Raw genomic sequence first — 20,731 nt, forward strand, 5'->3', positions numbered from 1 at the left:
GTCAGCAATCGGATTGAACATCGAGTTACTCGATCTAGCAAACAGATTTCACCGTGGCAAAGCGCTATTCTTAGCCGATATAAAAATCAAGCTAGGCTCATCATGACCACCAGCCAACCGACACTTGTCTACGATATTCGCAATAGCCGTTATCTCAACATAACCGGACGTTGCACATTAAGATGCCAATTTTGCCCAAAACATAATGGTAGTAAGCAGGTGCATGAGTATCAGTTAGATTTAAACCGTCAGCCAAAAGCAGATGAGCTTATCGCGCAACTTGGAGATGTAGAGCAATTTGATGAGTATGTATTTTGTGGCTACGGCGAACCCACGCTTAATCTTCGCACCCTGCTTAGCGTTGCTACCGAGATTAAACAACGTGGCGGTAAAGTAAGAGTTAACACTGATGGCTTAGGTAACCTATTCCATAAGCGCAATATTTTACCAGAGTTAGCCCTATGCGTTGATAGTCTGTCAGTATCACTTAATGCCGATACAGCAGTGCGATATCAACAACATTGTCAGCCAAAACTGTCTGGCTCTTACCAAGCCTTATTAGATTTCATTGCGCTCGCTCCACAGTATATTAGCGAAGTGCAAGTCTCTGCCATTAATGGCTTAGCAGGGGTTGATATTGAGGCATGCCGCCATATAGTGGAATCTAGAGGTGCGACCTTTAAACAAAGAGAGCTGGATGTGGTTGGCTAATTATCAACTTTGTCACTTTAAATCGCGCTGGGTTACAAAATGACTCAGCTTGTTATTAGTCACTCAATATCGCACTACAGTACTTTTTAGCGCTGGTAAACAATCAGTGTTAATCACTTAATTTTATACTACGCCATGTTAACCCAGCGGCTAACTAACTCTGGTTAGCCTGAGAATTCGTGTTAAGATAAAGAGCATAATAACTGTAATAAAAATCGATACATGCTGACCCGCAAACTACCATTATTAATCAGTGCTCAAGGGATCCATTGGTCCCAACAACGTATCTTAGCCGCCGTTAGTCAGATCTGTATGCTGCTAGTGTCGGTGATCATCCTGACTAATATTATTATCACCTTAGGTGAAAGACGTTTGCAGGAAGATTGGGCAACGCAAAGATACAGTGAACTGCAAGCGGTTGGCGCACTGATCTCTGACAAAGTCACTTTTCAGCAATTTAGAACCCAAATGTTTGCTAAGTCAGGGCTGCTAAAACAGTATCTGGCGCTGCCGTCTTCAGAAAACCAACAACGCCTATTAGATAACTGGGACGTGCTAGTTGATAATGTGCCCGAACTATTAGGCATTGCGCTTTATGATCCCCAAGGCCAACATAAATTTGCCAGCAGCAATGACTTTGGTAAAGAAAGCCTTCCACCTGCACTACTCGGTAGCACTCGGAATATGGGCGGCAGTGAGATTTACACCTCACCACTCGAATTTACGCCAATTAACGGACAACTAGAGCCCTACCTTTATCAATTCGCTTGGTTAGAAAACCCTGACCAAAGTGTGCGCGGCTACCTAGTGACTTACAACTCGATGTCGAAAATGCTCAAAAGCATTAAACCGGCTTATTCGAGTAAACAAGCACCATTAATGATGCTCGACACACAAGGTTTGTTGTATGCAGGCGCACAAACTAATACCAGTGTTAGCCGTTTACCTGAAACCATGGGCGGTAGCTTAAAACAGTCTTATCCAGCGCTTTGGCGTAAAATGGCTATGAGTAACTTTGGCCAGTTCCACGGCGATGTAGCGACCTTTGTCTATTTAAAAGTTGAACTCACTACACAATATGAAACCCGTCGTGAGTACTTCCTACTGTCATATATTAAAAATGAAGATATCGCGGCTAACTTTGCCCAATGGCGTAATATTTTAATCATTGGCGCAGTGGTGCTCACTTCACTGTCGATACTGCTGATTTTCCTGACTCACATGTACAGGCTTGTACAACGTTCACGTGAATTTAGTATCTATATGACCAATCGTTTATTTGATACCGAAATGGGCTGTATTATTGCCAGCGACACAGGCCGAGTGGTGACATCAAATAGCGCCGCGTCAGTATTATTATCTTTGCCCGTCGATGACTTATCCGATCGCAGTTTACAGCGGATTTTGAATCTCGATGACGATGAGTACAGCCAGTTTATCAATCACCTTGAAACGGAAAAAGTTTGGCAAAAAGAACTCTATTCTAACTCGTCTGCCCGCACTTGGTTAATGGTGCGAGTAAAGTATGAAGTCAGCATAGATAACAAACGTCGTTATATGCTGGTCACTTTTGAAGATATTACAGAGCTTAAGCAAAGCCAAAAGCACGCCAAGTTAAACCATCTACTCAATGATGTTCCTATGGCGAGTGTTCTTACCGATCCAAAAGGCAATGTGCTTAAGTCTAACCCTGCTTTTAATCAGTTATTGCAGATTGAGGCTGATAAGCCAATTAATGTCAGCAGTGTGCTTAGTGAAGACTTTAATAAGCAGTGGCCGCAAATTGCTCAACAGTTGCAAATCCAAGGAAGCTGGATAGGCCAAGTGTTTGTGGTCGTCGATCACCTACAAGACCATTGTTTACAAGCTACCCTAAAAGGCCATTTAGACAGTGCAGGCGAGCTGCAATTTGTTTTATGTAGCTTTGAGCAGTCTCTGCAAAAAAATGCCTTTAGAGAAGGGCCAAACTCGGTACCGCTGCGCAGTACCATCTTTAATCATAAAGATGACTTAGAACGTTACTTCAATAACCTAAGCCAGACTTGTAAAGACTTCTCCAGTTTACTGATGATTGATATCAGTGCTGAAGGCATGCTGAGCCATATGAGTGATCTTGGGCAACTTGAGACCCGTCAACGCGAGGTGGAAATCCACTTACTGCGCGACTTACCTCATCGCTACCAGATGTCTCATTGGCAGCTTGGTAAGCTTATTATTGTGCTCCCTGATACTAACTCAGATCAAGCACACTATTTTGCGCTTGAAAGCCTCAATAAACTCAACGAAAACGGCTTAGGCGATGGGATCTGTATCGGTATTGCTTCTTATCAAGCAGGGCAAGATCTTGAGCAACTTATCGCAAACTCAGAAGTAGCACTCAAGCGTGCTAAGCAAACAGGAGAGCAGAATATCTGCCAAGCCTTTACTCGCTTACTCACTTAAGTTGGCAAGCCGCAGTCAGATTAGTTACCGCTATTAATAAAAAAGCCCTTTCAAAGAAGGGCTTTTTTATTGGGCGTAGATTAGATACAGGCTACTCACTCAAGCTAACTTTATCTTTCAGCTCTTCTTTAAAAGGCGCATCTTCCATATTCTCAACGCCCGAGGGTAAATCGCTTTCGGTAATTTCAATAATAGCGGAGCGGTTCATAGTGATTTTATAGCGTGCATACTGCGGCGGTTGTTTGCCCTCTCTGAGCACTAAAATAAGGTTCACTTGATAGCGACGCTCTACCGATTCATTACTGACTTTACCTTCATGCTCTTTATATATTTTATCTTTACCACGTTCTAAATTACGCGCAAAAGGAACAAAGCTAAAGTTCACTTGCTCTTGAATGGTGGTGTAGCCAGAAAGAAAGTCCTTTTGCGATACCCGAGTGTGTATGCCGTAATGCAAAATCTCTGCATCGACTTTGTTTTGGCTATGACGCTTTGTCAAAATCTCCGAAACCGTCTTAGGTAACTCTTTTTTACGCATAAACTCGAGCCAAACTAACTGGCGGGCGATAATGCTTTTACTGGTGGTATCACTGAGCATACGGCTCCAGCGTGGCCGGCCTTTTTGGATCAAGCGCCACAGTGCATTACGAATATCATCTTTAAATATTTCACGAAACCCGTAAATCACCGCCAAGGTCAGTACCAAGGCAATCGTTAAACCGCTAAAGAAGCCTTGTGCCTTAATAATCAGCGCTGATACCACTAACATCACCATACCAGTGGCGATACCTGTGGTCATTTTCTTAAGGCCCACTCCTAAGGTCTTTAAGTCCTCCTTTAATACAACACCTTGTTGTATTAAACGGCGCAATAGCAGCATTTTATTAGCAATACGGTTAGGGTCTTTTACCGTTTGCGATGAGTTGTAATTACGCTCTTTTCTATACTGAGCTTCTGCGCGACATAGATGCAGCACTCGATCATTAATCTCATTGAAATCGCTGGTTCTTGGCGCATGAGATAGCAATTTTAATAAACGCTGCTCACAAAACCAAGATAGATAGTTATCGGCGTTTTCAAAATAGGACTTCCACTTTTCATCACTTGGTTCATTACGTCTAAAACGTTTAAGCAAGTGAATAACTTGCTCACTCAACTCATCAAGTAAGCTATAGAATTTATCGAAGTCTTCTACCTGTGCGAGCTCTTTACTGTCGGTTTCAATTGCCACCGCAAATTGGTAAGCAAACAGGTTTAAGTAAAGTCTGAACTCTTCGACGGTACGCTTTTTCTGGCTAGCAAAACGGCTTTGCACTAGCGGCAAATGTAATCCTGAGGAATAGTAAGAACGACGACCAACAACTGAAGAGTGGAAATACTCCTCCTCGTTGAGGCTTTGTGGATTGATACCCATTTCTTTAGGAAGGAAGAAGTACAGATCCAAGCGACGGTTATCACCAGATTCCATCTGGTGTAGAAATTTTATCGACAGTGACTCTTCTTGTTTTATCCTGACTTTAGACACAGATACCTTTTCAATCGACTAGAAAATAACGTTATGGATAGAGGAGATAGCGGATCTACTTACTGGGTTAAGTAGAGCTTACAAACCTATTATAGGTCGAGTTTACCGCATGTTTAAGTGCTTTATATAGAAAACAAATGATAACTAGAACTTGGAGCTTAGTTAGAGAGCTTTGAATATTAACGCTAAACCTGTCATCGAGTTTACAGGTTTAGCTTAATGAACGCAGAGAAGTGCAAGAGCAAAAGCAGTAATCTACTTAAACTTACAGACCCACAAACTATTGCCAGGCTCAATTTGAATCGTAGCCACACCCGCAGCTTTATTCATCTCAAGCACTTTAATCAAAAATGGCTCACTGTGATTGTCTTCGACCATATATCTAGCCAGCATAATTGCTTCTTGCATGGTTTGACTCGGCTCTTGCTGCAACAACCCTTTTGAGTGTTGACCTCTAGATAGCTCTACAGCATAAGTCAAAATAGGGGCTTGGATCTGCTCAACCGTGCCAGACGCGGTTATTTTGTTAGTCAGGGTATCGCCATCATAAAAGCCAATTGAGGCTTGTACTCCATCTGCGGTACTTGTGATCTCTAAACGCTGACTTTGTTCAAAGCCATAGCCGACTCGATAAACATTAGAGTTACAGATTATGTTACTGTTTTCCGTCATAGATGCACTATGATCGAGTGCGAGACATAAACCAAAAATAACGGTTAGAGTAGCTAGAATTGGGGTTGCTTTAAATCCTGTAAAGGGCTTAGCTTTTATCAGCTTAATCACAGAAACCAACCTCTTCTAACCATTCTTTATTGATAAAACTCCAATCATTAGCGACATTTTTAACTTTCAAATTACGGCATGCCATACCGTCATCAGCCAAGTGATTCATCACAAATTCCAGCTTATCGCCATCGCTCGATGGGGCGACATAAATCCGTTGCCAACTCACTTTGTCACACAGAGATAACTGCTGAGCCAGCTCCTTAACTCGGCTATGGTATTTGGGCTTATCTTCATCATCGCTATAGATAGCCACGACAATGGAGTCACTGCCCTTAATATGTAACTTATCAGGTACCGACAGACTAATATCAGAGGTTGTTTTTAGATTTGTCGCTAAAAAAATGATCAGCATGATCCCCAAGATAAGACACAAAACATAGTTCTTAATCGAAATCGCGCACAAAGCGCATGTCAACGTTGGTCGCTCTTTCGCTTTCACATGCAATAAATAGCCTTGCTTGCCAATAACCTCAATCCAAGCAGAGTGCTCAGAGCCTAAAAAGCGCTTGATATTAGTTACCGCTACAGAAATTTCTTGAAAACTAACAACAGTCGGTAATAGCGATTCACACATCGATTCTGTAGATACAACCCGTCCTCTTGATAGCATGAGTTCATGCAATACCAAAAATTCAATGTTGGATAACTTGAAGGATGAAGCGAACTCCGAGCCCGTATGAATAAGCTCGCGTAACGCCAAATCAAATCGATATGGACCTATATACACATTAATAACTCTGACTTAATAATTGCTAAACAGTTTACTGTTATTCAAAGACGGAGTCCGTGATTTAATAAGCCAAAACCAAGCCTGATGCAGCTTTCGTGAGTTCTCGCACATAAATGTTGCTATTATAAAAAAAACCGCGGAAACAAACTGATACGAAGGATAATAAATAATTATCGACGCAAGAAAAAACCAACAAAGCAACCCAAAAAGCTTCACAACAAGCAAACAAAAGGCATCCAATGGATGCCTTATACTGACAAAAAATTACACAATGCAGTTAAGTGTCAATTTTTAAGCGTTAGCGTAACGCCATTTGTTAACAATGTTAAAAAGCGTATAACAGGGTCATGTTAGTTTCTGTATCGGTGCTTTTCTTATCATCTAGCGGTGAATCGTTATAACGAACAATCACAGCAAATTTCATTGCTAATGCACCAACGATATTAGCGGTGATTGCAGTTTCAGAACGACCTTCTAAGCTATCACCATAGTCAGCAACGAATAGCTGACTAAAGCGCGAACTGTCGCTGATGTCATAAGTAAAGTTCAACGCGCCGTGAGCCACAACACTGTCTTCGTTGTCGTAACCTAAAATAGCCGCCTGCTCATCATCTAGCTTTTTATAGATGTAACCAGGACCCACTTCGGCGCTCAAGTACATGTCGCCGCTATCGATAAACTTGTGACCATAACCAGCAGAAGCAACCGCTTTATAATCGTAACCAGTGAACGGGTCGACTTCATAGTTACCAGTAACATACATATAGTTCTTTTCATCGAACTTGTAGTCACCTTGAATGCCACCATAGTAACGCTTAGCCGTTACTTCATCGGTATCTTCTTTATAAAGGCCTTCGAACAGATACACATTTTCCCAGTTACCTAGCTCTTGCATCATCTTTAAACGTGCTTTTACTGATGAGGTATCAGTGTTACCCGTAGTTAATGTTGCACCAAGTTCAGCTTCACCAGCAAAGGTCTTATCGCCTTCTACAAAGTCCGCACCAGCATGTGCAGCAAAAGGAGCTGCCATTACCACTGCCATAGCTGTAAGCATTTTTTTCATCTTATTATTACTCCATTCACCAAGTTCCCTAAAAATCGGCGCAATATTAACATTTTGCACCAATAATTGAAAACACCAGTTACAAGTAACTTATGTACTTTCTATTATCTTCAGACAAAAAAATACCTGCGCTGGGCAGGTATTTTTATTCATGACCACAAAGACCATAAGCAGTAAGACTTACTTGATTTGTGGATCAAGTTCGCCTGACTGGTAAGCTTTATACATAGCTTGTAGAGACTTAGGCTTGATCTTAGACGCCATACCCGCACAACCAAATGCTTCGTAACGTGTAGTACAGATGTCAGCCATTGCTTCCATTGACGCCTTTAAGAATTTACGAGGGTCAAATTCAGCTGGATTTTCAGCTAGGAACTTACGAACTGCGCCTGTTGATGCAAGACGTAGATCGGTATCGATGTTCACTTTACGCACGCCGTGCTTAATACCTTCAACAATCTCTTCCAATGGTACGCCGTAAGTTTCTGGAATAGCACCACCGTACTGGTTGATGATCTCTAGCCACTCTTGCGGTACTGAAGATGAACCATGCATGACAAGGTGTGTGTTAGGAATACGTGCGTGGATCTCTTTGATTCGGTCGATACGCAGTACGTCACCGGTAGGCTTACGGCTAAACTTGTATGCGCCGTGGCTAGTACCGATAGCGATTGCTAGTGCATCAACGTGAGTGTCAGCAACAAAGCGCGCCGCTTCTTCTGGCGTAGTTAGCATTTGATCCATAGTAAGAATGCCAGCAGCACCAATACCATCTTCTTCGCCCGCTTCACCCGTTTCTAGGCTACCTAGACAACCAATTTCACCTTCAACTGACACACCACAAGCGTGAGCAAAAGCCACAGTACGACGAGTCACGTCAACATTGTATTCGTATGATGCTGGTGTTTTACCATCAGCCATCAAAGAACCGTCCATCATTACAGATGACATACCAAGCTGGATAGAACGCTGACAGATATCAGGATCCGTACCATGATCTTGGTGAATACATACTGGGATATCTGGATATTGCTCAAGTGCAGCAGCCATCAAGTACTTAAGAAACTGTGGACGAGCATACTTACGTGCACCGGCTGATGCCTGAACGATTACAGGACTGTCAGTCGCTTCAGCAGCTTGCATAATTGCACGCATCTGCTCAAGGTTATTCACGTTAAATGCAGGAACACCATAGTCGTGCTCTGCTGCGTGATCTAACATTTGACGTAGGGAAATTAAGGCCATTTTTTACTCCAATAATAGGGTGAGTCGCCTCACCAAGGTCGCTATCGTTTGGATTGATTTTTATGTTTTAACGTTGCCAATAAAAACGGGCTAACACTAAAACGGTTACTGTTAATTATTATTTTTATCGCAGTTGTAAAGCGGATTTAAAACCCGCTTAAATACACTGCATTTTATCACTGATTTGTTGGCGGCTAGTGTAACTCCGACAAATGTCGATTTAAAGCCCACCAACAAACAGTTTGGTAATTATTTTGTGTGTCTGCGACAGAACGTAATGATTACTCGCCGCGACTTTCTAACATAGCAACCGCTGGTAGCTCTTTGCCTTCTAGGAATTCCAAGAAAGCGCCGCCGCCAGTTGAAATGTAAGACACTTTATCAGCGATATTGTACTTATCGACGGCTGCTAATGTGTCACCGCCGCCAGCGATAGAGAAAGCATTTGATTCAGCAATCGCCTGCGCGATACGCTTAGTGCCTTCACCGAATTGATCAAACTCAAATACACCTACAGGACCGTTCCAAACAACAGTGCCGGCATTTTTGATGATTTCAGCTAGCGCTTCTGCACTGTCTGGACCAATATCAAAAATCATATCAGTGTCAGATACTGCGCTAACATCTTTAAGTGTCGCAGCCGCTGTAGGGCTAAACTCGCTTGCTACTACCACATCAGTTGGTACAGGAATATCACCACCACGGCTTTGTGCGTTAGCAACTAAGCGCTTAGCTTCTTCAATAAGGTCAGCTTCATAAAGTGACTTACCCACTTGGTGACCCGCTGCAGCAACGAAAGTGTTAGCAATACCGCCACCAACAACAAGTTGGTCAACTTTAGTTGAAAGGCTTTCAAGTACCGTTAGCTTAGTTGATACTTTAGAACCACCGACAATCGCCACCATTGGGCGCGCAGGGTTATCGAGTGCTTTACCAAGTGCAGCAAGTTCGCCTGCTAACAATGGGCCAGCACATGCGATTGGCGCGTGTAGACCCACGCCGTGAGTTGACGCTTGAGCGCGGTGCGCAGTACCGAATGCATCCATCACGTATACGTCACACAGTGCAGCCATCTTCTTAGCAAGTGCTTCATCGTTCTTCTTCTCGCCCACGTTAAAGCGCACGTTTTCAAACACAACGACTTCGCCAACCGCAACTTCAACGCCGTCTAGGTATTCCGTTGCTAGGCGCACTGGGCAATCAAGTGCTTTTGTTAAGTAATCAACCACTGGCTGCATAGAGAACTCAGCATTAAACTCACCTTCAGTAGGGCGACCTAGGTGAGACATCACCATAACTGCAGCGCCTTTCTCAAGCGCTAGCTTGATGGTTGGCAATGATGCACGTAAACGAGCATCGCTGGTTACAACACCTTCGCTTACAGGTACGTTTAGATCTTCACGAATAAGCACACGCTTACCTTGAAGGTCAAGATCTTGCATATTAAGAATCGCCATTTTCATGCTTCCTTACTATCTAAGTTAAAATTAAAGTTAAAATAAAACAGTGTGATATCGATGGAGGACAACTCACTTCATCAGCATCTTAATCATTAAAATCACTCGGTCTCACGTACTGCGCGGATCATCTCTAAACTGGTATCTAGCATGCGATTAGCAAAGCCCCACTCGTTATCACACCACAGCAATAACTTGACTAAGTGGCCGTCACTGACTCGGGTCTGTGTGCCATCAACAATGCTTGAGCGAGGGTCGTGGTTAAAGTCACACGACACTAATGGCTCATTAGTAAAACCAACAACACCAGAGAACAAGCCTTCACTCGCTTGTTTAAGCACGCTATTGACCGTCTCGATATCGACGCGCTTATTTAGCGTCACGGAAAGATCGATTGCAGTGACGTTGATGGTCGGCACTCGTACTGAGATGGCTTCAAACTTGTCTTTCATGTGCGGCAAAATTCGCTCAATACCGCGGGCAAGTTTTGTGTCTACAGGAATAATCGATTGTCCCGCTGCGCGAGTACGGCGTAAGTCATCGTGATAGGCATCGATAACTTGCTGGTCATTCATTGCAGAATGGATAGTGGTGATGGCACCACTTTTGACTTCGAAGTGCTTATCGAGCACATCGATAACCGGCACGATACAGTTAGTGGTGCATGAGGCATTCGACACTATAGTGTGTTCGGCTTTGAGTAAATCTTGGTTAACACCATAAACAATGGTGGCATCAACATCTTGAGATGACGGATGACTTATGAGTACCTGCTTAGCGCCAGCTTTTATGTGGGCTTCACAATCGATTCTATCGTTTATGACCCCAGTTGCCTCGTAGACAATATCGATATCGAGCTCTTTCCAAGGCAAGTTTTCAGGATTGGGTTCATGCAGGAGTTTAATTGCGTCGTCGCCAATAATCATATGTTGATTATCAAGCTTAGCTTGGGTGTGAAAACGCCCATGGGTAGTATCGTATTGAGTCAAATGTAGCATGGCTTCAGGTTTAGCCAGCTCATTGATCGCCACAATCTGAATACGATCGCGTTTGGCAGACTCATAGACTGCACGAAGAATTGATCGACCGATGCGGCCGTAGCCATTGATAGCGACTCTGATCATGAAAGCTTTCTATTCCCTTTAACAGCCCATTTATTGATACAACAACGGCCTACCCCAATAGGTAAGCCGTTGTATCATAATTGCTTAACGTGCAAAACACGTAAAGCATTATTCTGCATCATAGAGCAATATGCTGATGCAATGTACCGATTAATCTTAAGGTTTCCCTTTTGATTTGTCAGCCATTGCACCGTTTGCTCTAACACGTTAGTTGCTTATAGACCGTTAGCGGTTGCAACAACGTTTTCAACAGTAAAGCCGAAGTGCTTCATCAAGTCGCCGCCTGGAGCAGATTCGCCGAAGGTAGACATACCCACAACAGCGCCACCAAAACCAACATACTTGTGCCAGAAGTCTACGTGAGCCGCTTCAATAGCAACACGCTTAGTCACAGAGCTTGGCAATACAGACTCTTTATAAGCCGCATCTTGCTTGTCGAACTCGTTAGTTGATGGCATAGAAACAACACGTACCTTTTGACCTTGCTCAGTTAGTGCTGCAGCAGAATCAAGTGCTAGCTGTACTTCAGAACCCGTAGCAATAAGGATTAGGTCTGGCGTGCCAGCACAATCACTTAGTACATAACCACCTTTAGCAACGTTGGCTAACTGCTCTGCAGTACGAGCTTGTGCAGGTAGGTTTTGACGGCTGAAGATTAGCGATGTTGGCGCAGTACGGCGCTCAATAGCATTCTTCCAAGATACTGCTGTTTCAGCCGCATCACATGGACGCCATACGTTCATGTTTGGTGTCATACGTAGGTTAGCAAGTTGCTCAACTGGCTGGTGAGTTGGACCATCTTCACCTTGACCGATAGAGTCATGGGTGTAAACGAAGATGTTCTGGATCCCCATCAATGCAGACATACGTACTGCGTTACGTGCGTATTCCATGAACATCATGAAAGTTGCGCCGTAGTTGATGAAACCGCCGTGTAGAGAAGCGCCGTTCATGATACCGCTCATGCCGAATTCACGTACACCGTAGTAGATGTAGTTACCAGCTGGATCGTCTTGAATACCTTTAGAGCCAGACCAAAGCGTTAGGTTAGAACCGGCAAGGTCAGCAGATCCACCTAGCATTTCAGGTAAGATTGCACCAAATGCACCAATCGCATTTTGTGAAGCCTTACGGCTCGCAATACCTTCTGCTTTATCTTGGCACTCTTGTACGAAAGCTTGGGCTTTTTCTTCGAAATCTGCTGGTAAGTCACCCGTAATAACACGGCGCTTGTATTCAGCAGCTAATTCTGGGAATGCAGCTTCATAAGCAGCGAACTTGTCGTTCCAGCTTGCTTCGTTAGCAGCGCCAGACTCTTTAGCATCCCAACCCGCGTATACGTTTTCTGGGATTTCGAATGCGCCGTGGTTCCAACCAAGGAATTCACGTGCTGCAGCGATTTCAGCATCACCTAGTGGTGCGCCGTGACAATCGTGGCTGCCAGACTTGTTTGGTGAACCAAAACCAATCGTGGTTTTGCAGCAAATCATTGTTGGCTTGTTAGTGACTGACTTAGCTTCTTCGATAGCCGCGCGGATAGCGTCGCTGTCGTGACCGTCTACGTTAGCAATGACGTGCCAGCCGTAAGACTCGAAACGCTTAGGCGTATCGTCAGTGAACCAACCTTCTACGTGACCGTCGATAGAGATACCGTTGTCATCCCAGAATGCGATTAGCTTGCCTAGACCTAACGTGCCCGCTAATGAACATGCTTCGTGAGAGATACCTTCCATCAAACAGCCATCGCCTAGGAAGCAGTATGTGAAGTGATCAACGATGTCGTGACCTGGCTGGTTAAACTGTGCAGCCAATGTCTTTTCAGCAATTGCCATACCCACAGCGTTACTGATACCAGCGCCTAATGGGCCTGTCGTCGTTTCAACACCTGGTGTGTAACCGTATTCTGGGTGACCAGGTGTTTTAGAGTGAAGCTGACGGAAGTTTTTCAACTCTTCGATAGGCAGTGCATAACCTGTAAGGTGCAGCAAAGAGTATATAAGCATAGAGCCATGACCGTTAGAAAGAATAAAGCGGTCACGATCAACCCACTCAGGGTTGTTTGGGTTGTGCTTTAGGAAATCATTCCATAGCACTTCAGCAATATCAGCCATCCCCATTGGTGCACCTGGGTGACCTGAATTGGCTTTTTGAACAGCATCCATGGTCAATGCGCGGATTGCGTTTGCGAGTTCTTTACGAGATGACATGCTCTCTCCTGCTTGGTTTTGAGGTATTGAGGCTTAGATAGAGTGAAAGGCCGCAACTTTGTATTTGCTTTTCCCTTCACCACAGCAAATTTGGGAGCCATATTTTCGCCTACTAGGCAGTAGGACGCAAATTTAATTCACTTAGAATGAAAAATATTGCCACATTAATCCAACTTGAATAAAGCTTACGCAATATATGACGATTAAATAGTAGTGCTAAACCACTATGTACAACCACTTTGATGTGACTATTTTAGGTTTTAAGGTAAATTTTTATCTTTTTTTTATCAGAACACTGATAAGCGAAGGCTAAAAATTTCTTTAGGTAACAGAGTGATAAGCTGAATCATAAATACTATTCATGATGCACCTATAAAATAAATAGCGCGAGTGACCGCACAAAATTTAGCGAAAGGGGTGTTATCGACTCCAATTTACACTAGAATAGCCGTCTAGATGTAGATACTTCTACACATTCAAATTGTTTAAAGACGAGATTTTCCATCATGGCAAAGCACTTGTTCACCTCTGAGTCGGTCTCAGAAGGTCATCCAGATAAAATCGCCGATCAGATTTCTGATGCGGTATTAGACGCAATTTTGGAGCAAGATCCAAAAGCTCGTGTAGCATGCGAAACTTATGTCAAAACTGGCATGGTTATGGTTGGCGGCGAAGTTACTACTTCTGCTTGGGTTGATATCGAAGAGATCACCCGTAAGACTGTACGTGACATCGGCTACACTCACTCAGATATGGGTTTTGATGCTGACTCTTGCGCCATCCTAAACGTGATTGGTAAGCAGTCTCCAGACATCAACCAAGGTGTTGACCGTGCTGACCCTAAAGAGCAAGGCGCTGGTGACCAAGGCCTGATGTTTGGTTATGCCAACAACGAAACTGACGTATTCATGCCTGCCCCTATCACTTACTCGCACAAGCTAGTAAAGCGTCAGTCAGAAGTACGTAAAGACAAGACTTTGCCTTGGTTACGTCCAGATGCGAAAAGTCAGGTGACTTTTGCTTATAACAGTGACGGTAGCGTTGCTGGTATCGATGCAGTTGTTCTATCTACGCAGCACAGCGAAGATGTAACACAAGCAGACCTAATTGAAGGTGTAATGGAAACCATCATCAAGCCAGTATTACCGGCTAAGTGGTTATCTAAAGACACTAAATACTTCATCAACCCAACTGGCCGTTTTGTTATCGGTGGTCCAGTAGGTGATTGTGGTCTAACTGGTCGTAAGATCATCGTTGATACATACGGTGGTATGGCTCGTCACGGTGGTGGTGCTTTCTCTGGTAAAGATCCATCAAAAGTTGACCGTAGTGCAGCATACGCAGCACGTTACGTTGCTAAAAACATCGTTGCAGCTGGCCTAGCTGACCGTTGTGAGATCCAAGTGTCTTACGCAATTGGTGTTGCAGAGCCAACATCAATCAGCATCGAAACGTTCGGTACTGCTAAAGTTGCTGAAGAGTTACTAATCGATCTAGTACGTCGTCACTTCGACCTACGCCCATATGGTCTAACAGAAATGTTGAACCTAGCTCGTCCAATCTACCAAGCGACTGCTGCATACGGTCACTTTGGTCGTAACGAGTTCCCATGGGAAGCAACAGACAAAGTTGAAGCTCTACGCGCTGACGCAGGTCTATAATCGTTATCGATTAATTCGGCGTTGCTGGTTCAACGCCATGAAAAACCGCCACTTGGCGGTTTTTTTATGTCTGGAACACTTATGCCGTTTTACCATGGATGATTTCTAGCTTGGTTAGATATATGGAACCAAGTAAGTAACTTTATCTATTGTGGTTCCAATTGCCTGCGGCAAGCGTATGTGCAGATACTGCTTAGGCTCGCTACAAGCACGTCTGACCTCCATGGACGGAGGGAATGCCAAATTCTGTATGGAACAGAATTGGCCCTGTGAGCTCAACGAAAACAAAAAACATCCTTGTTGAAAAGCCAGTTCGGTATCCATACCTCTCGTTCAAGAGCCTGATAACTTCGTTATCTTTCACCCTGTTTTCGATGGCCTAATCCGCATCTACACTAGGTTTCAGACGCAACCATTTCGCTCCTTAGTACTGATTAAGAATAATTCGATTATTCCAGTCATCTACAACTAGCTGTAACTCCACTTTGGTGCGACAATTTTGCTTTGAAGACTAAACCAAAACCATTTTGTTTATGACAACTGCAATGAATAAAAAGCTGCAATTAACTTGGTTAGCGCCTGATGAACGCATCGAGGTGAAGAAGTTCTATCGCCAGCACATGCCCTATGCACGCTTGTTGCAGAAGGAGTCTGTCTGCGTGTTAACGCAAACTGCTCCTAACCTTGATAGTTGTGACGAAATAGATAGTGTTGCCGAAATCACTTCCTCTAAAACTATTTGCTCCAAGATAATAGCTAGTGCGCGTATTAGACCTATTGGTCAGTTAGCCATTTTAACTGGCATGTTGGTGCATCCCGATTTTCGCGGCCAAGGTGTTGGCCATAAGTTGATGGATGAACTTTCACCCGTGATTAGTGACGGCAAAACTTATATTTTTGCCTTGGCGCATTTGGTAGGGTTTTATTCACAACATGGCTTTTGCGCTGTGTCATCAGCGCCGAATGATATTCAGCAGTTGTTTCTCAAATATCAGGATTCTGATAAGGAATTGGTGTTAATGGGATTAACCCCATAAATCCTTTTAGTTAGACTGCGTCTAACAACTAAAGTAGTGGCCATGCCACCTATCAGGCTGCGCCTGACCAACGTCGTGGGATTCCATCCCACACCCGGGCAAGGAGGACTGCTCGTCCTTATCCTCCTTGCATCCACCATGACGCCCCCGACGGAGTTGTTAATCCTCACTCATTTTCGAAAATCGCTATCGCCTCATATTCGCCGTCCATGGCTCACCTAAGGCTATCTCGGCATCCATGCCTCGCTCACGCGATTGTCTTCAATGACCTCGGCAACTCCGATGGAAATTAAGTGTTTTCTGTAAGTTCAGATACATAGAGCAATATTGCGCAGTCTTTGAAATATAAATAAACAACGAAAGGTTGGCGTAATGGAATTAACCACATCTCACCTATAAACCTGTTGCTATACCTCCACGGTAATACTCTATTGCAACGTTCATCAAAACGGATTCCAATGACCTCCGGTCGGCGTATATGCAGACACTCCCGTCACACGCTATAAATACATCACTGTAAGCTGAACCATATCTGCACTAAATTTAGTTAACTAAATTAATACCTCTTGATTTTCTAAATTATGTGACCAGTACATCAATTTATAAAAGGAAGAGCTGTTAGTATCCGCGCCCCAAAATTTGTTTCTAATTCCCTAATGAAAAAACTCCTTCTAGCACTAACAATACCACTTTCCACTTCAGCAGCTGTTGGCACATCAGATTGGTACCCATTTAAAGATGGAATGCTTACGACTATCTCTGCAGAACAAGATTTAAAATCTGGTGGGCGTGGTAATGCCCAACTATTTTTAATGCCTGGTTCAGGATTTACATATGTAACAAACTCAAGCCGTGCAGACGAGTTATGCCGTAAATATGATGGAGCAACTGATCCAAGCCCAATAGTGATTGACGGTGTCAGTGTACCTGCGATGTCAGAGTGCGTTAATGGAAAGATGTTAACTTACATTACAGATACGGACACCTCTAGATGGCTTCTTGGACGGTTCTGGGAGCAAAGTAAGGTTGTTGTAGACGGCTGGAGATTTAGCGCAAAAGGCTTCCAAAAAACTATAAAAAGTAATTACCCTAACTCAAATTAATAGTAGCTAGCTCAATATAACTTTTCGTGAGTTTCCACTATAAATTCCTACTATTCATGAAGCATAAACGGATAACGGTACTCACAGAAAACACCTGTCCCCATCGGAGTTGCCGAAGTGCGTTGGAATAAATCGCGTGATGCCGACATGGATGTCGGCGTAGCTTTCGCGGGGCAGGATGCCCCATCGGAAGCGTTAGTGATTTATCCATAAGTACGAGGGTGCCAACTTCGTAGGGGCGGCTCGGGTGATGCAAGAGGGGGAAGCTGTTGTCCCCCTTTTGCCCGTGTGTGAGCTGGAAGCTCACGACTTTTATCAAGCGGAGCTTGATTGCTATAAAGCGAACCGTCAGATGCAACCTGACACAACCATTACTGATTGGCCAAAACCTCTTCCAGCTTAAGCCCGGTTAAATCTCGAATCGTACGCCATAAATAATAAAAAGTGCCCATCATCATCAACATCGATGGCACAGCAATCATTGGATAACTGTATAAACTCAACTCACCCAACTGCTCATTGAACTCAGGCGTGCCAGTAGGACTAGTCACAATCCATTTGGCCAATATGTAATTCATGGTGGCCGAGAACGCAAACGAGCCTGCAACCATATAGGTAGCAGTCATGAGTCGCTTCTCAAATGCCGCCATACAATTGTTCTGTTGTAAGCGCTGCATGATCTTATCTACGTCCATCACCGCAGGATTAAAGACCATAGCTTTGATTAGTGGCTTAGAAGTAAAGGTCGAAATAAGCACTGCAATACCAATAACCGCTGGAATCGCAGCTTCTTTGATTGCCAACCACTTAAGATCAAGCTCTAGTAAACCAATACCGCCGGTTAGCAGCACATTGGCTAAACCAAGCAAGGCGATAAAATTAAACTTTTTATACTTTATTAGCTCAAATATGCCCCAGCCCAGTGGAAAGCTTAACGCCAACATTAAACCACCACTCGCACCTAGCTGATCATCACCACTTAACTTCATTAAAATAAAAGCGGGGATGACGACACTCACTAACAGGTCAACCATAGGCCGAGGTTTATGCGTCGATGTACTACTCATATGTTGTTTTCCAGGCGAAGCATGAAGCTTCGAAAAAATTTAAAGATAAACCAGCGCCGCTTCTGTGATCTTAGACTAGCCACTCTATGATGCCAGCATTGATACTAAGCCGCGTACAGGGGCGTAAAAATACCTTTTTCTACCTCAAGTGTCACTCTTGTTCAAACATAACTGAGAACCAGCATGTTTGCCGCTACGATGCCTGAAACTGTCAAAAGAAAATTGGCTATTATTCAATGCCGAATAACCATTCCGCAGAGCAAACTGCAATCACCATAAAAAACAGCTGCTTTCTATGGCGATTAGCGAAATGGATAGGAAATTATTTATAAAAAGTGCGTAAACAGAGGAATCCGTTGCCCACTTTATAGGCTGTGAATTAGAGGCTGACACTCTCTATCAGCAATGGTCAAAATGTGCATTTTCCATGCACATAAACTCAACCTGTTGCATAGACAATACAGGTGGTTGCAACACCTCAATCGACTCTGGGTTGATGTCTTCCAAACTTGCCACTTCATCAAGTGTATTGCCGTAAGAATTAGTCCGGCCACAGTAGATAAAGTGCTTATGCCAACGTACTAAGTACGCAGTTTGCGTTTTCCCTTCAAAGGTGACTTCCGCTTCTAGCGCATGGCACTCTTGGCCTTGAGCCGTTAATACTGCGACGACTAACTTAAGGTTATCAAATCCAGATAAATTTAATGTTAAATACGGAGAAAAAATGGCTGCTACTGATTCTGATAACATAAAAATCCTTAAAAAAAACTGTCATTGGTTGGCAAGACTAATAGGTAGTAGTCTCGCTCGTCAAAGCTAATATAATCGACCACTTGCATACCAGCTTTACGAGTATGCGCGGCAAACGAACCGCCATTATCTTCTGCAATAAAGGTCAGCATATAGGGTAATTCATTGCCAACTAGCTTCTTTAAGAAAGTCACCAATGCCTCAAATATACCTTGGCCACGATGGGCACTATCAATCCAAATCGGCCCGTACTGACAGCTGTTTTTCTCGCTCAGTTTGGCACGTTCGTAATCAAGTTTAGGTAGACGGTTAAGCAAGTTACGGTAAATAGGCCATTGCTTGAAGAAAGACCAGCGTCCAGCTATTACATAACCAATGATCGCGCCGTCTATTTCTGCAACGACCACCCAATGCTGATTAACCAATGCGCTAAAGTCAGCTTGGTTAAACGACTGGCCTTGCAAACTACTATTACGTTGCTCTGCATTGAGCTCATCTTGTAAGTGGTTTTGCTCCAAGCTTACCAAGGTGGCGATATCACTGATTTTTGCACGTCTTATATTCATTTGCTTATTAGTCTACTTATCTATCTATGTCTTTATTTGTTTATCGGCGCGTTAGTTACGAGATCATTAGTGTAAAACACTATTTCAGCGTCGATTATAGCTGAATTAGCTATCGAGTTGTTAGGCTTCAAATCATTGAAATTATGTATAAATAATCTCGATAAAATCAAACTCATCCGATGAGGATGATTTAATTGCATCAATCATTAAAATCTACATATTTAACATTTAAACAACCAACAAAGTTCAGTATAGTTGTTCAGATATTTAGCATTCTTAATGCCCATCACAATAACAAGTGAGCCCATTATGTTAGCCCAGAAAAACAATCAAAAAGTTTGGTTACGGGAACAAGATCATCCCGCGATTAGCTTGCCTAGATGGCAACAGCAAGTCGACCTACTCAATGATCTTTACGGGTCTAAAAGTTGTTTGATTTTGCAATCTAATGTAAATGAGGCACAAATCATTTGTTGTAGCCAGCAAAGTGAATTGCGCTTCACTACAGGCGATCTCATTCAAAACCAAATATTGATTAAGACGATCACTGACAACTCAGGTTATGGCGTCGCTAAGTTGTCAGCCGCCAAACTTGGGCTGAGTAACTGTGAGTCAGACGTTGTACTGTCGATTCAGCTTTCTTGGCCCGACGGCCACCTTTTTGGCTGTATCTTGATATGCGATCCTAAACCAAGTGCTATCACTCCAACCCACGCAGCAATTTGCGAATCAATTAAGGCGTTGTTACAGGGTGAGTTAAAGCAGATGTTTATGATGGAGCAGCTACAAAGGCTAACGGTACAGGATGAGTTTACCTATATGCTCAATCCTTATGGTTTTAATTTAATGGCACCGAGACAACTGAGCTTAAGCCGTCGCTTTGGCTCACATGCAGGGCTCATTGTATTAGAAGCAGTCTCGGCTTCGTTCCCACCTTCGGTAGACTCAGGCACGTCTCACTTTGTGAGAACCATTGCCAGCGTTATTTCCAGTAGCATGCGTGAAGCTGATATCTGCGCCCGTTTTAACGATGAACAATTTGTTATTTTAGCTTTTGTTGACCATGAATCGAATCTAGATAGTTTGATTGCAAGACTGACTAAGCGGTTAGATAAAGAAGCGCCGGAAATAGACTTAGTGGCAGGTAAGTGCTTCTTTACCCCTAACAGTCAGCAATCACTCATACCTATGCAAGAGATGGCGATTGTTGATTTAGAGAAGAACCGCTCTAAGTTACTTGCCAAAAAGCGCTAA

The 20,731-nt window shown here is 43.5% G+C and carries 17 protein-coding genes; 6 read left to right on the top strand and 11 right to left on the bottom strand.

Annotation, left to right across the window (positions count from 1 at the left end; genetic code table 11):
• Positions 1–102 precede the first annotated feature (102 nt).
• Both AB4298_RS09665 and AB4298_RS09670 read left to right on the top strand, forming a co-directional pair.
• Positions 103–711 carry a TatD family nuclease-associated radical SAM protein gene (locus AB4298_RS09665; RefSeq protein WP_248997771.1) on the top strand — a complete coding sequence of 203 codons (609 nt, stop codon included), beginning with the start codon at positions 103–105 and terminating at the stop codon, positions 709–711.
• A 222-nt stretch (positions 712–933) separates the two neighbouring features.
• Positions 934–3,153: a PAS domain-containing protein gene (locus tag AB4298_RS09670; protein WP_371986494.1), complete on the top strand. Its 2,220-nt coding sequence runs from the start codon at positions 934–936 to the stop codon at positions 3,151–3,153.
• A gap of 91 nt (positions 3,154–3,244) precedes the next feature.
• Here the strand turns inward: AB4298_RS09670 and AB4298_RS09675 are convergent, their stop codons facing one another.
• From AB4298_RS09675 to tkt, 8 genes are all read right to left on the bottom strand, one after another.
• A complete protein-coding gene (locus AB4298_RS09675) occupies positions 3,245–4,678 on the bottom strand; it encodes a hypothetical protein (protein ID WP_371986495.1) in 1,434 nt (477 codons plus the stop codon).
• Between the two features lie 255 nt (positions 4,679–4,933).
• Complete coding sequence (locus AB4298_RS09680) at positions 4,934–5,461, bottom strand: hypothetical protein (protein WP_248997774.1); 528 nt, start codon at positions 5,459–5,461, stop codon at positions 4,934–4,936.
• Positions 5,454–6,191, bottom strand: coding sequence for a winged helix-turn-helix domain-containing protein (locus tag AB4298_RS09685; RefSeq protein ID WP_371986497.1), 738 nt, complete (start codon positions 6,189–6,191; stop codon positions 5,454–5,456). Before AB4298_RS09685 ends, AB4298_RS09680 begins: the two co-directional genes overlap by 8 nt.
• A 328-nt stretch (positions 6,192–6,519) precedes the next feature.
• A complete protein-coding gene (locus tag AB4298_RS09690; RefSeq protein ID WP_248997776.1) occupies positions 6,520–7,260 on the bottom strand; it encodes a DUF481 domain-containing protein in 741 nt (246 codons plus the stop codon).
• A 180-nt stretch (positions 7,261–7,440) separates the two neighbouring features.
• Positions 7,441–8,505, bottom strand: coding sequence for a class II fructose-bisphosphate aldolase (gene fba / locus AB4298_RS09695; protein ID WP_248997777.1), 1,065 nt, complete (start codon positions 8,503–8,505; stop codon positions 7,441–7,443).
• 281 nt (positions 8,506–8,786) lie between these two features.
• On the bottom strand, positions 8,787–9,962 hold the full coding sequence (locus tag AB4298_RS09700; RefSeq protein ID WP_371986499.1) for a phosphoglycerate kinase: 1,176 nt from the start codon (positions 9,960–9,962) through the stop codon (positions 8,787–8,789).
• A gap of 101 nt (positions 9,963–10,063) precedes the next feature.
• Positions 10,064–11,086, bottom strand: a complete 1,023-nt coding sequence (epd, locus tag AB4298_RS09705) for an erythrose-4-phosphate dehydrogenase (RefSeq protein ID WP_248997779.1) — start codon at positions 11,084–11,086, stop codon at positions 10,064–10,066.
• 215 nt (positions 11,087–11,301) lie between these two features.
• On the bottom strand, positions 11,302–13,293 hold the full coding sequence (gene tkt / locus AB4298_RS09710; RefSeq protein WP_248997780.1) for a transketolase: 1,992 nt from the start codon (positions 13,291–13,293) through the stop codon (positions 11,302–11,304).
• Between the two features lie 506 nt (positions 13,294–13,799).
• Between tkt and metK the strand changes: the two genes are divergently transcribed.
• The 3 genes from metK (at position 13,800) to AB4298_RS09725 (ending at position 17,094) form a co-directional block, all read left to right on the top strand.
• Positions 13,800–14,954, top strand: coding sequence for a methionine adenosyltransferase (metK, locus tag AB4298_RS09715; protein WP_371986502.1), 1,155 nt, complete (start codon positions 13,800–13,802; stop codon positions 14,952–14,954).
• 545 nt (positions 14,955–15,499) lie between these two features.
• Positions 15,500–15,991, top strand: coding sequence for a GNAT family N-acetyltransferase (locus AB4298_RS09720; RefSeq protein WP_371986504.1), 492 nt, complete (start codon positions 15,500–15,502; stop codon positions 15,989–15,991).
• A 743-nt stretch (positions 15,992–16,734) separates the two neighbouring features.
• Positions 16,735–17,094, top strand: coding sequence for a hypothetical protein (locus AB4298_RS09725; RefSeq protein ID WP_371986506.1), 360 nt, complete (start codon positions 16,735–16,737; stop codon positions 17,092–17,094).
• A 371-nt stretch (positions 17,095–17,465) separates the two neighbouring features.
• Here the strand turns inward: AB4298_RS09725 and AB4298_RS09730 are convergent, their stop codons facing one another.
• From AB4298_RS09730 to AB4298_RS09740, 3 genes are all read right to left on the bottom strand, one after another.
• Positions 17,466–18,161, bottom strand: a complete 696-nt coding sequence (locus AB4298_RS09730; protein ID WP_371986508.1) for a VC0807 family protein — start codon at positions 18,159–18,161, stop codon at positions 17,466–17,468.
• Between the two features lie 399 nt (positions 18,162–18,560).
• On the bottom strand, positions 18,561–18,911 hold the full coding sequence (locus AB4298_RS09735; protein ID WP_371986510.1) for a hypothetical protein: 351 nt from the start codon (positions 18,909–18,911) through the stop codon (positions 18,561–18,563).
• 8 nt (positions 18,912–18,919) lie between these two features.
• The gene (locus AB4298_RS09740) at positions 18,920–19,477 is read right to left on the bottom strand and encodes a GNAT family N-acetyltransferase (protein WP_371986512.1); all 558 of its coding nucleotides are present in this window, start codon (positions 19,475–19,477) and stop codon (positions 18,920–18,922) included.
• A 309-nt stretch (positions 19,478–19,786) separates the two neighbouring features.
• Here AB4298_RS09740 and AB4298_RS09745 point away from each other — a divergent pair, with 309 nt between their 5' ends.
• Positions 19,787–20,731, top strand: coding sequence for a GGDEF domain-containing protein (locus AB4298_RS09745; protein ID WP_371986514.1), 945 nt, complete (start codon positions 19,787–19,789; stop codon positions 20,729–20,731).

The organism is Shewanella sp. 10N.261.52.F9 (assembly GCF_041471165.1).
Classification (GTDB): Bacteria; Pseudomonadota; Gammaproteobacteria; order Enterobacterales; family Shewanellaceae; genus Shewanella; species Shewanella marinintestina.

Excerpts from the sequence above, each read along its gene's own strand:
- AB4298_RS09665 (WP_248997771.1), top strand. The coding sequence starts at position 103 with ATGACCACCAGCCAACCGACACTTGTCTACGATATTCGCAATAGCCGT.
- AB4298_RS09670 (WP_371986494.1), top strand. The coding sequence starts at position 934 with ATGCTGACCCGCAAACTACCATTATTAATCAGTGCTCAAGGGATCCAT.
- AB4298_RS09690 (WP_248997776.1), bottom strand. The coding sequence starts at position 7,260 with ATGAAAAAAATGCTTACAGCTATGGCAGTGGTAATGGCAGCTCCTTTT.
- fba (WP_248997777.1), bottom strand. The coding sequence starts at position 8,505 with ATGGCCTTAATTTCCCTACGTCAAATGTTAGATCACGCAGCAGAGCAC.
- AB4298_RS09700 (WP_371986499.1), bottom strand. The coding sequence starts at position 9,962 with ATGGCGATTCTTAATATGCAAGATCTTGACCTTCAAGGTAAGCGTGTG.
- epd (WP_248997779.1), bottom strand. The coding sequence starts at position 11,086 with ATGATCAGAGTCGCTATCAATGGCTACGGCCGCATCGGTCGATCAATT.
- tkt (WP_248997780.1), bottom strand. The coding sequence starts at position 13,293 with ATGTCATCTCGTAAAGAACTCGCAAACGCAATCCGCGCATTGACCATG.
- metK (WP_371986502.1), top strand. The coding sequence starts at position 13,800 with ATGGCAAAGCACTTGTTCACCTCTGAGTCGGTCTCAGAAGGTCATCCA.
- AB4298_RS09720 (WP_371986504.1), top strand. The coding sequence starts at position 15,500 with ATGAATAAAAAGCTGCAATTAACTTGGTTAGCGCCTGATGAACGCATC.
- AB4298_RS09725 (WP_371986506.1), top strand. The coding sequence starts at position 16,735 with ATGCTTACGACTATCTCTGCAGAACAAGATTTAAAATCTGGTGGGCGT.
- AB4298_RS09730 (WP_371986508.1), bottom strand. The coding sequence starts at position 18,161 with ATGAGTAGTACATCGACGCATAAACCTCGGCCTATGGTTGACCTGTTA.
- AB4298_RS09735 (WP_371986510.1), bottom strand. The coding sequence starts at position 18,911 with ATGTTATCAGAATCAGTAGCAGCCATTTTTTCTCCGTATTTAACATTA.
- AB4298_RS09740 (WP_371986512.1), bottom strand. The coding sequence starts at position 19,477 with ATGAATATAAGACGTGCAAAAATCAGTGATATCGCCACCTTGGTAAGC.
- AB4298_RS09745 (WP_371986514.1), top strand. The coding sequence starts at position 19,787 with ATGTTAGCCCAGAAAAACAATCAAAAAGTTTGGTTACGGGAACAAGAT.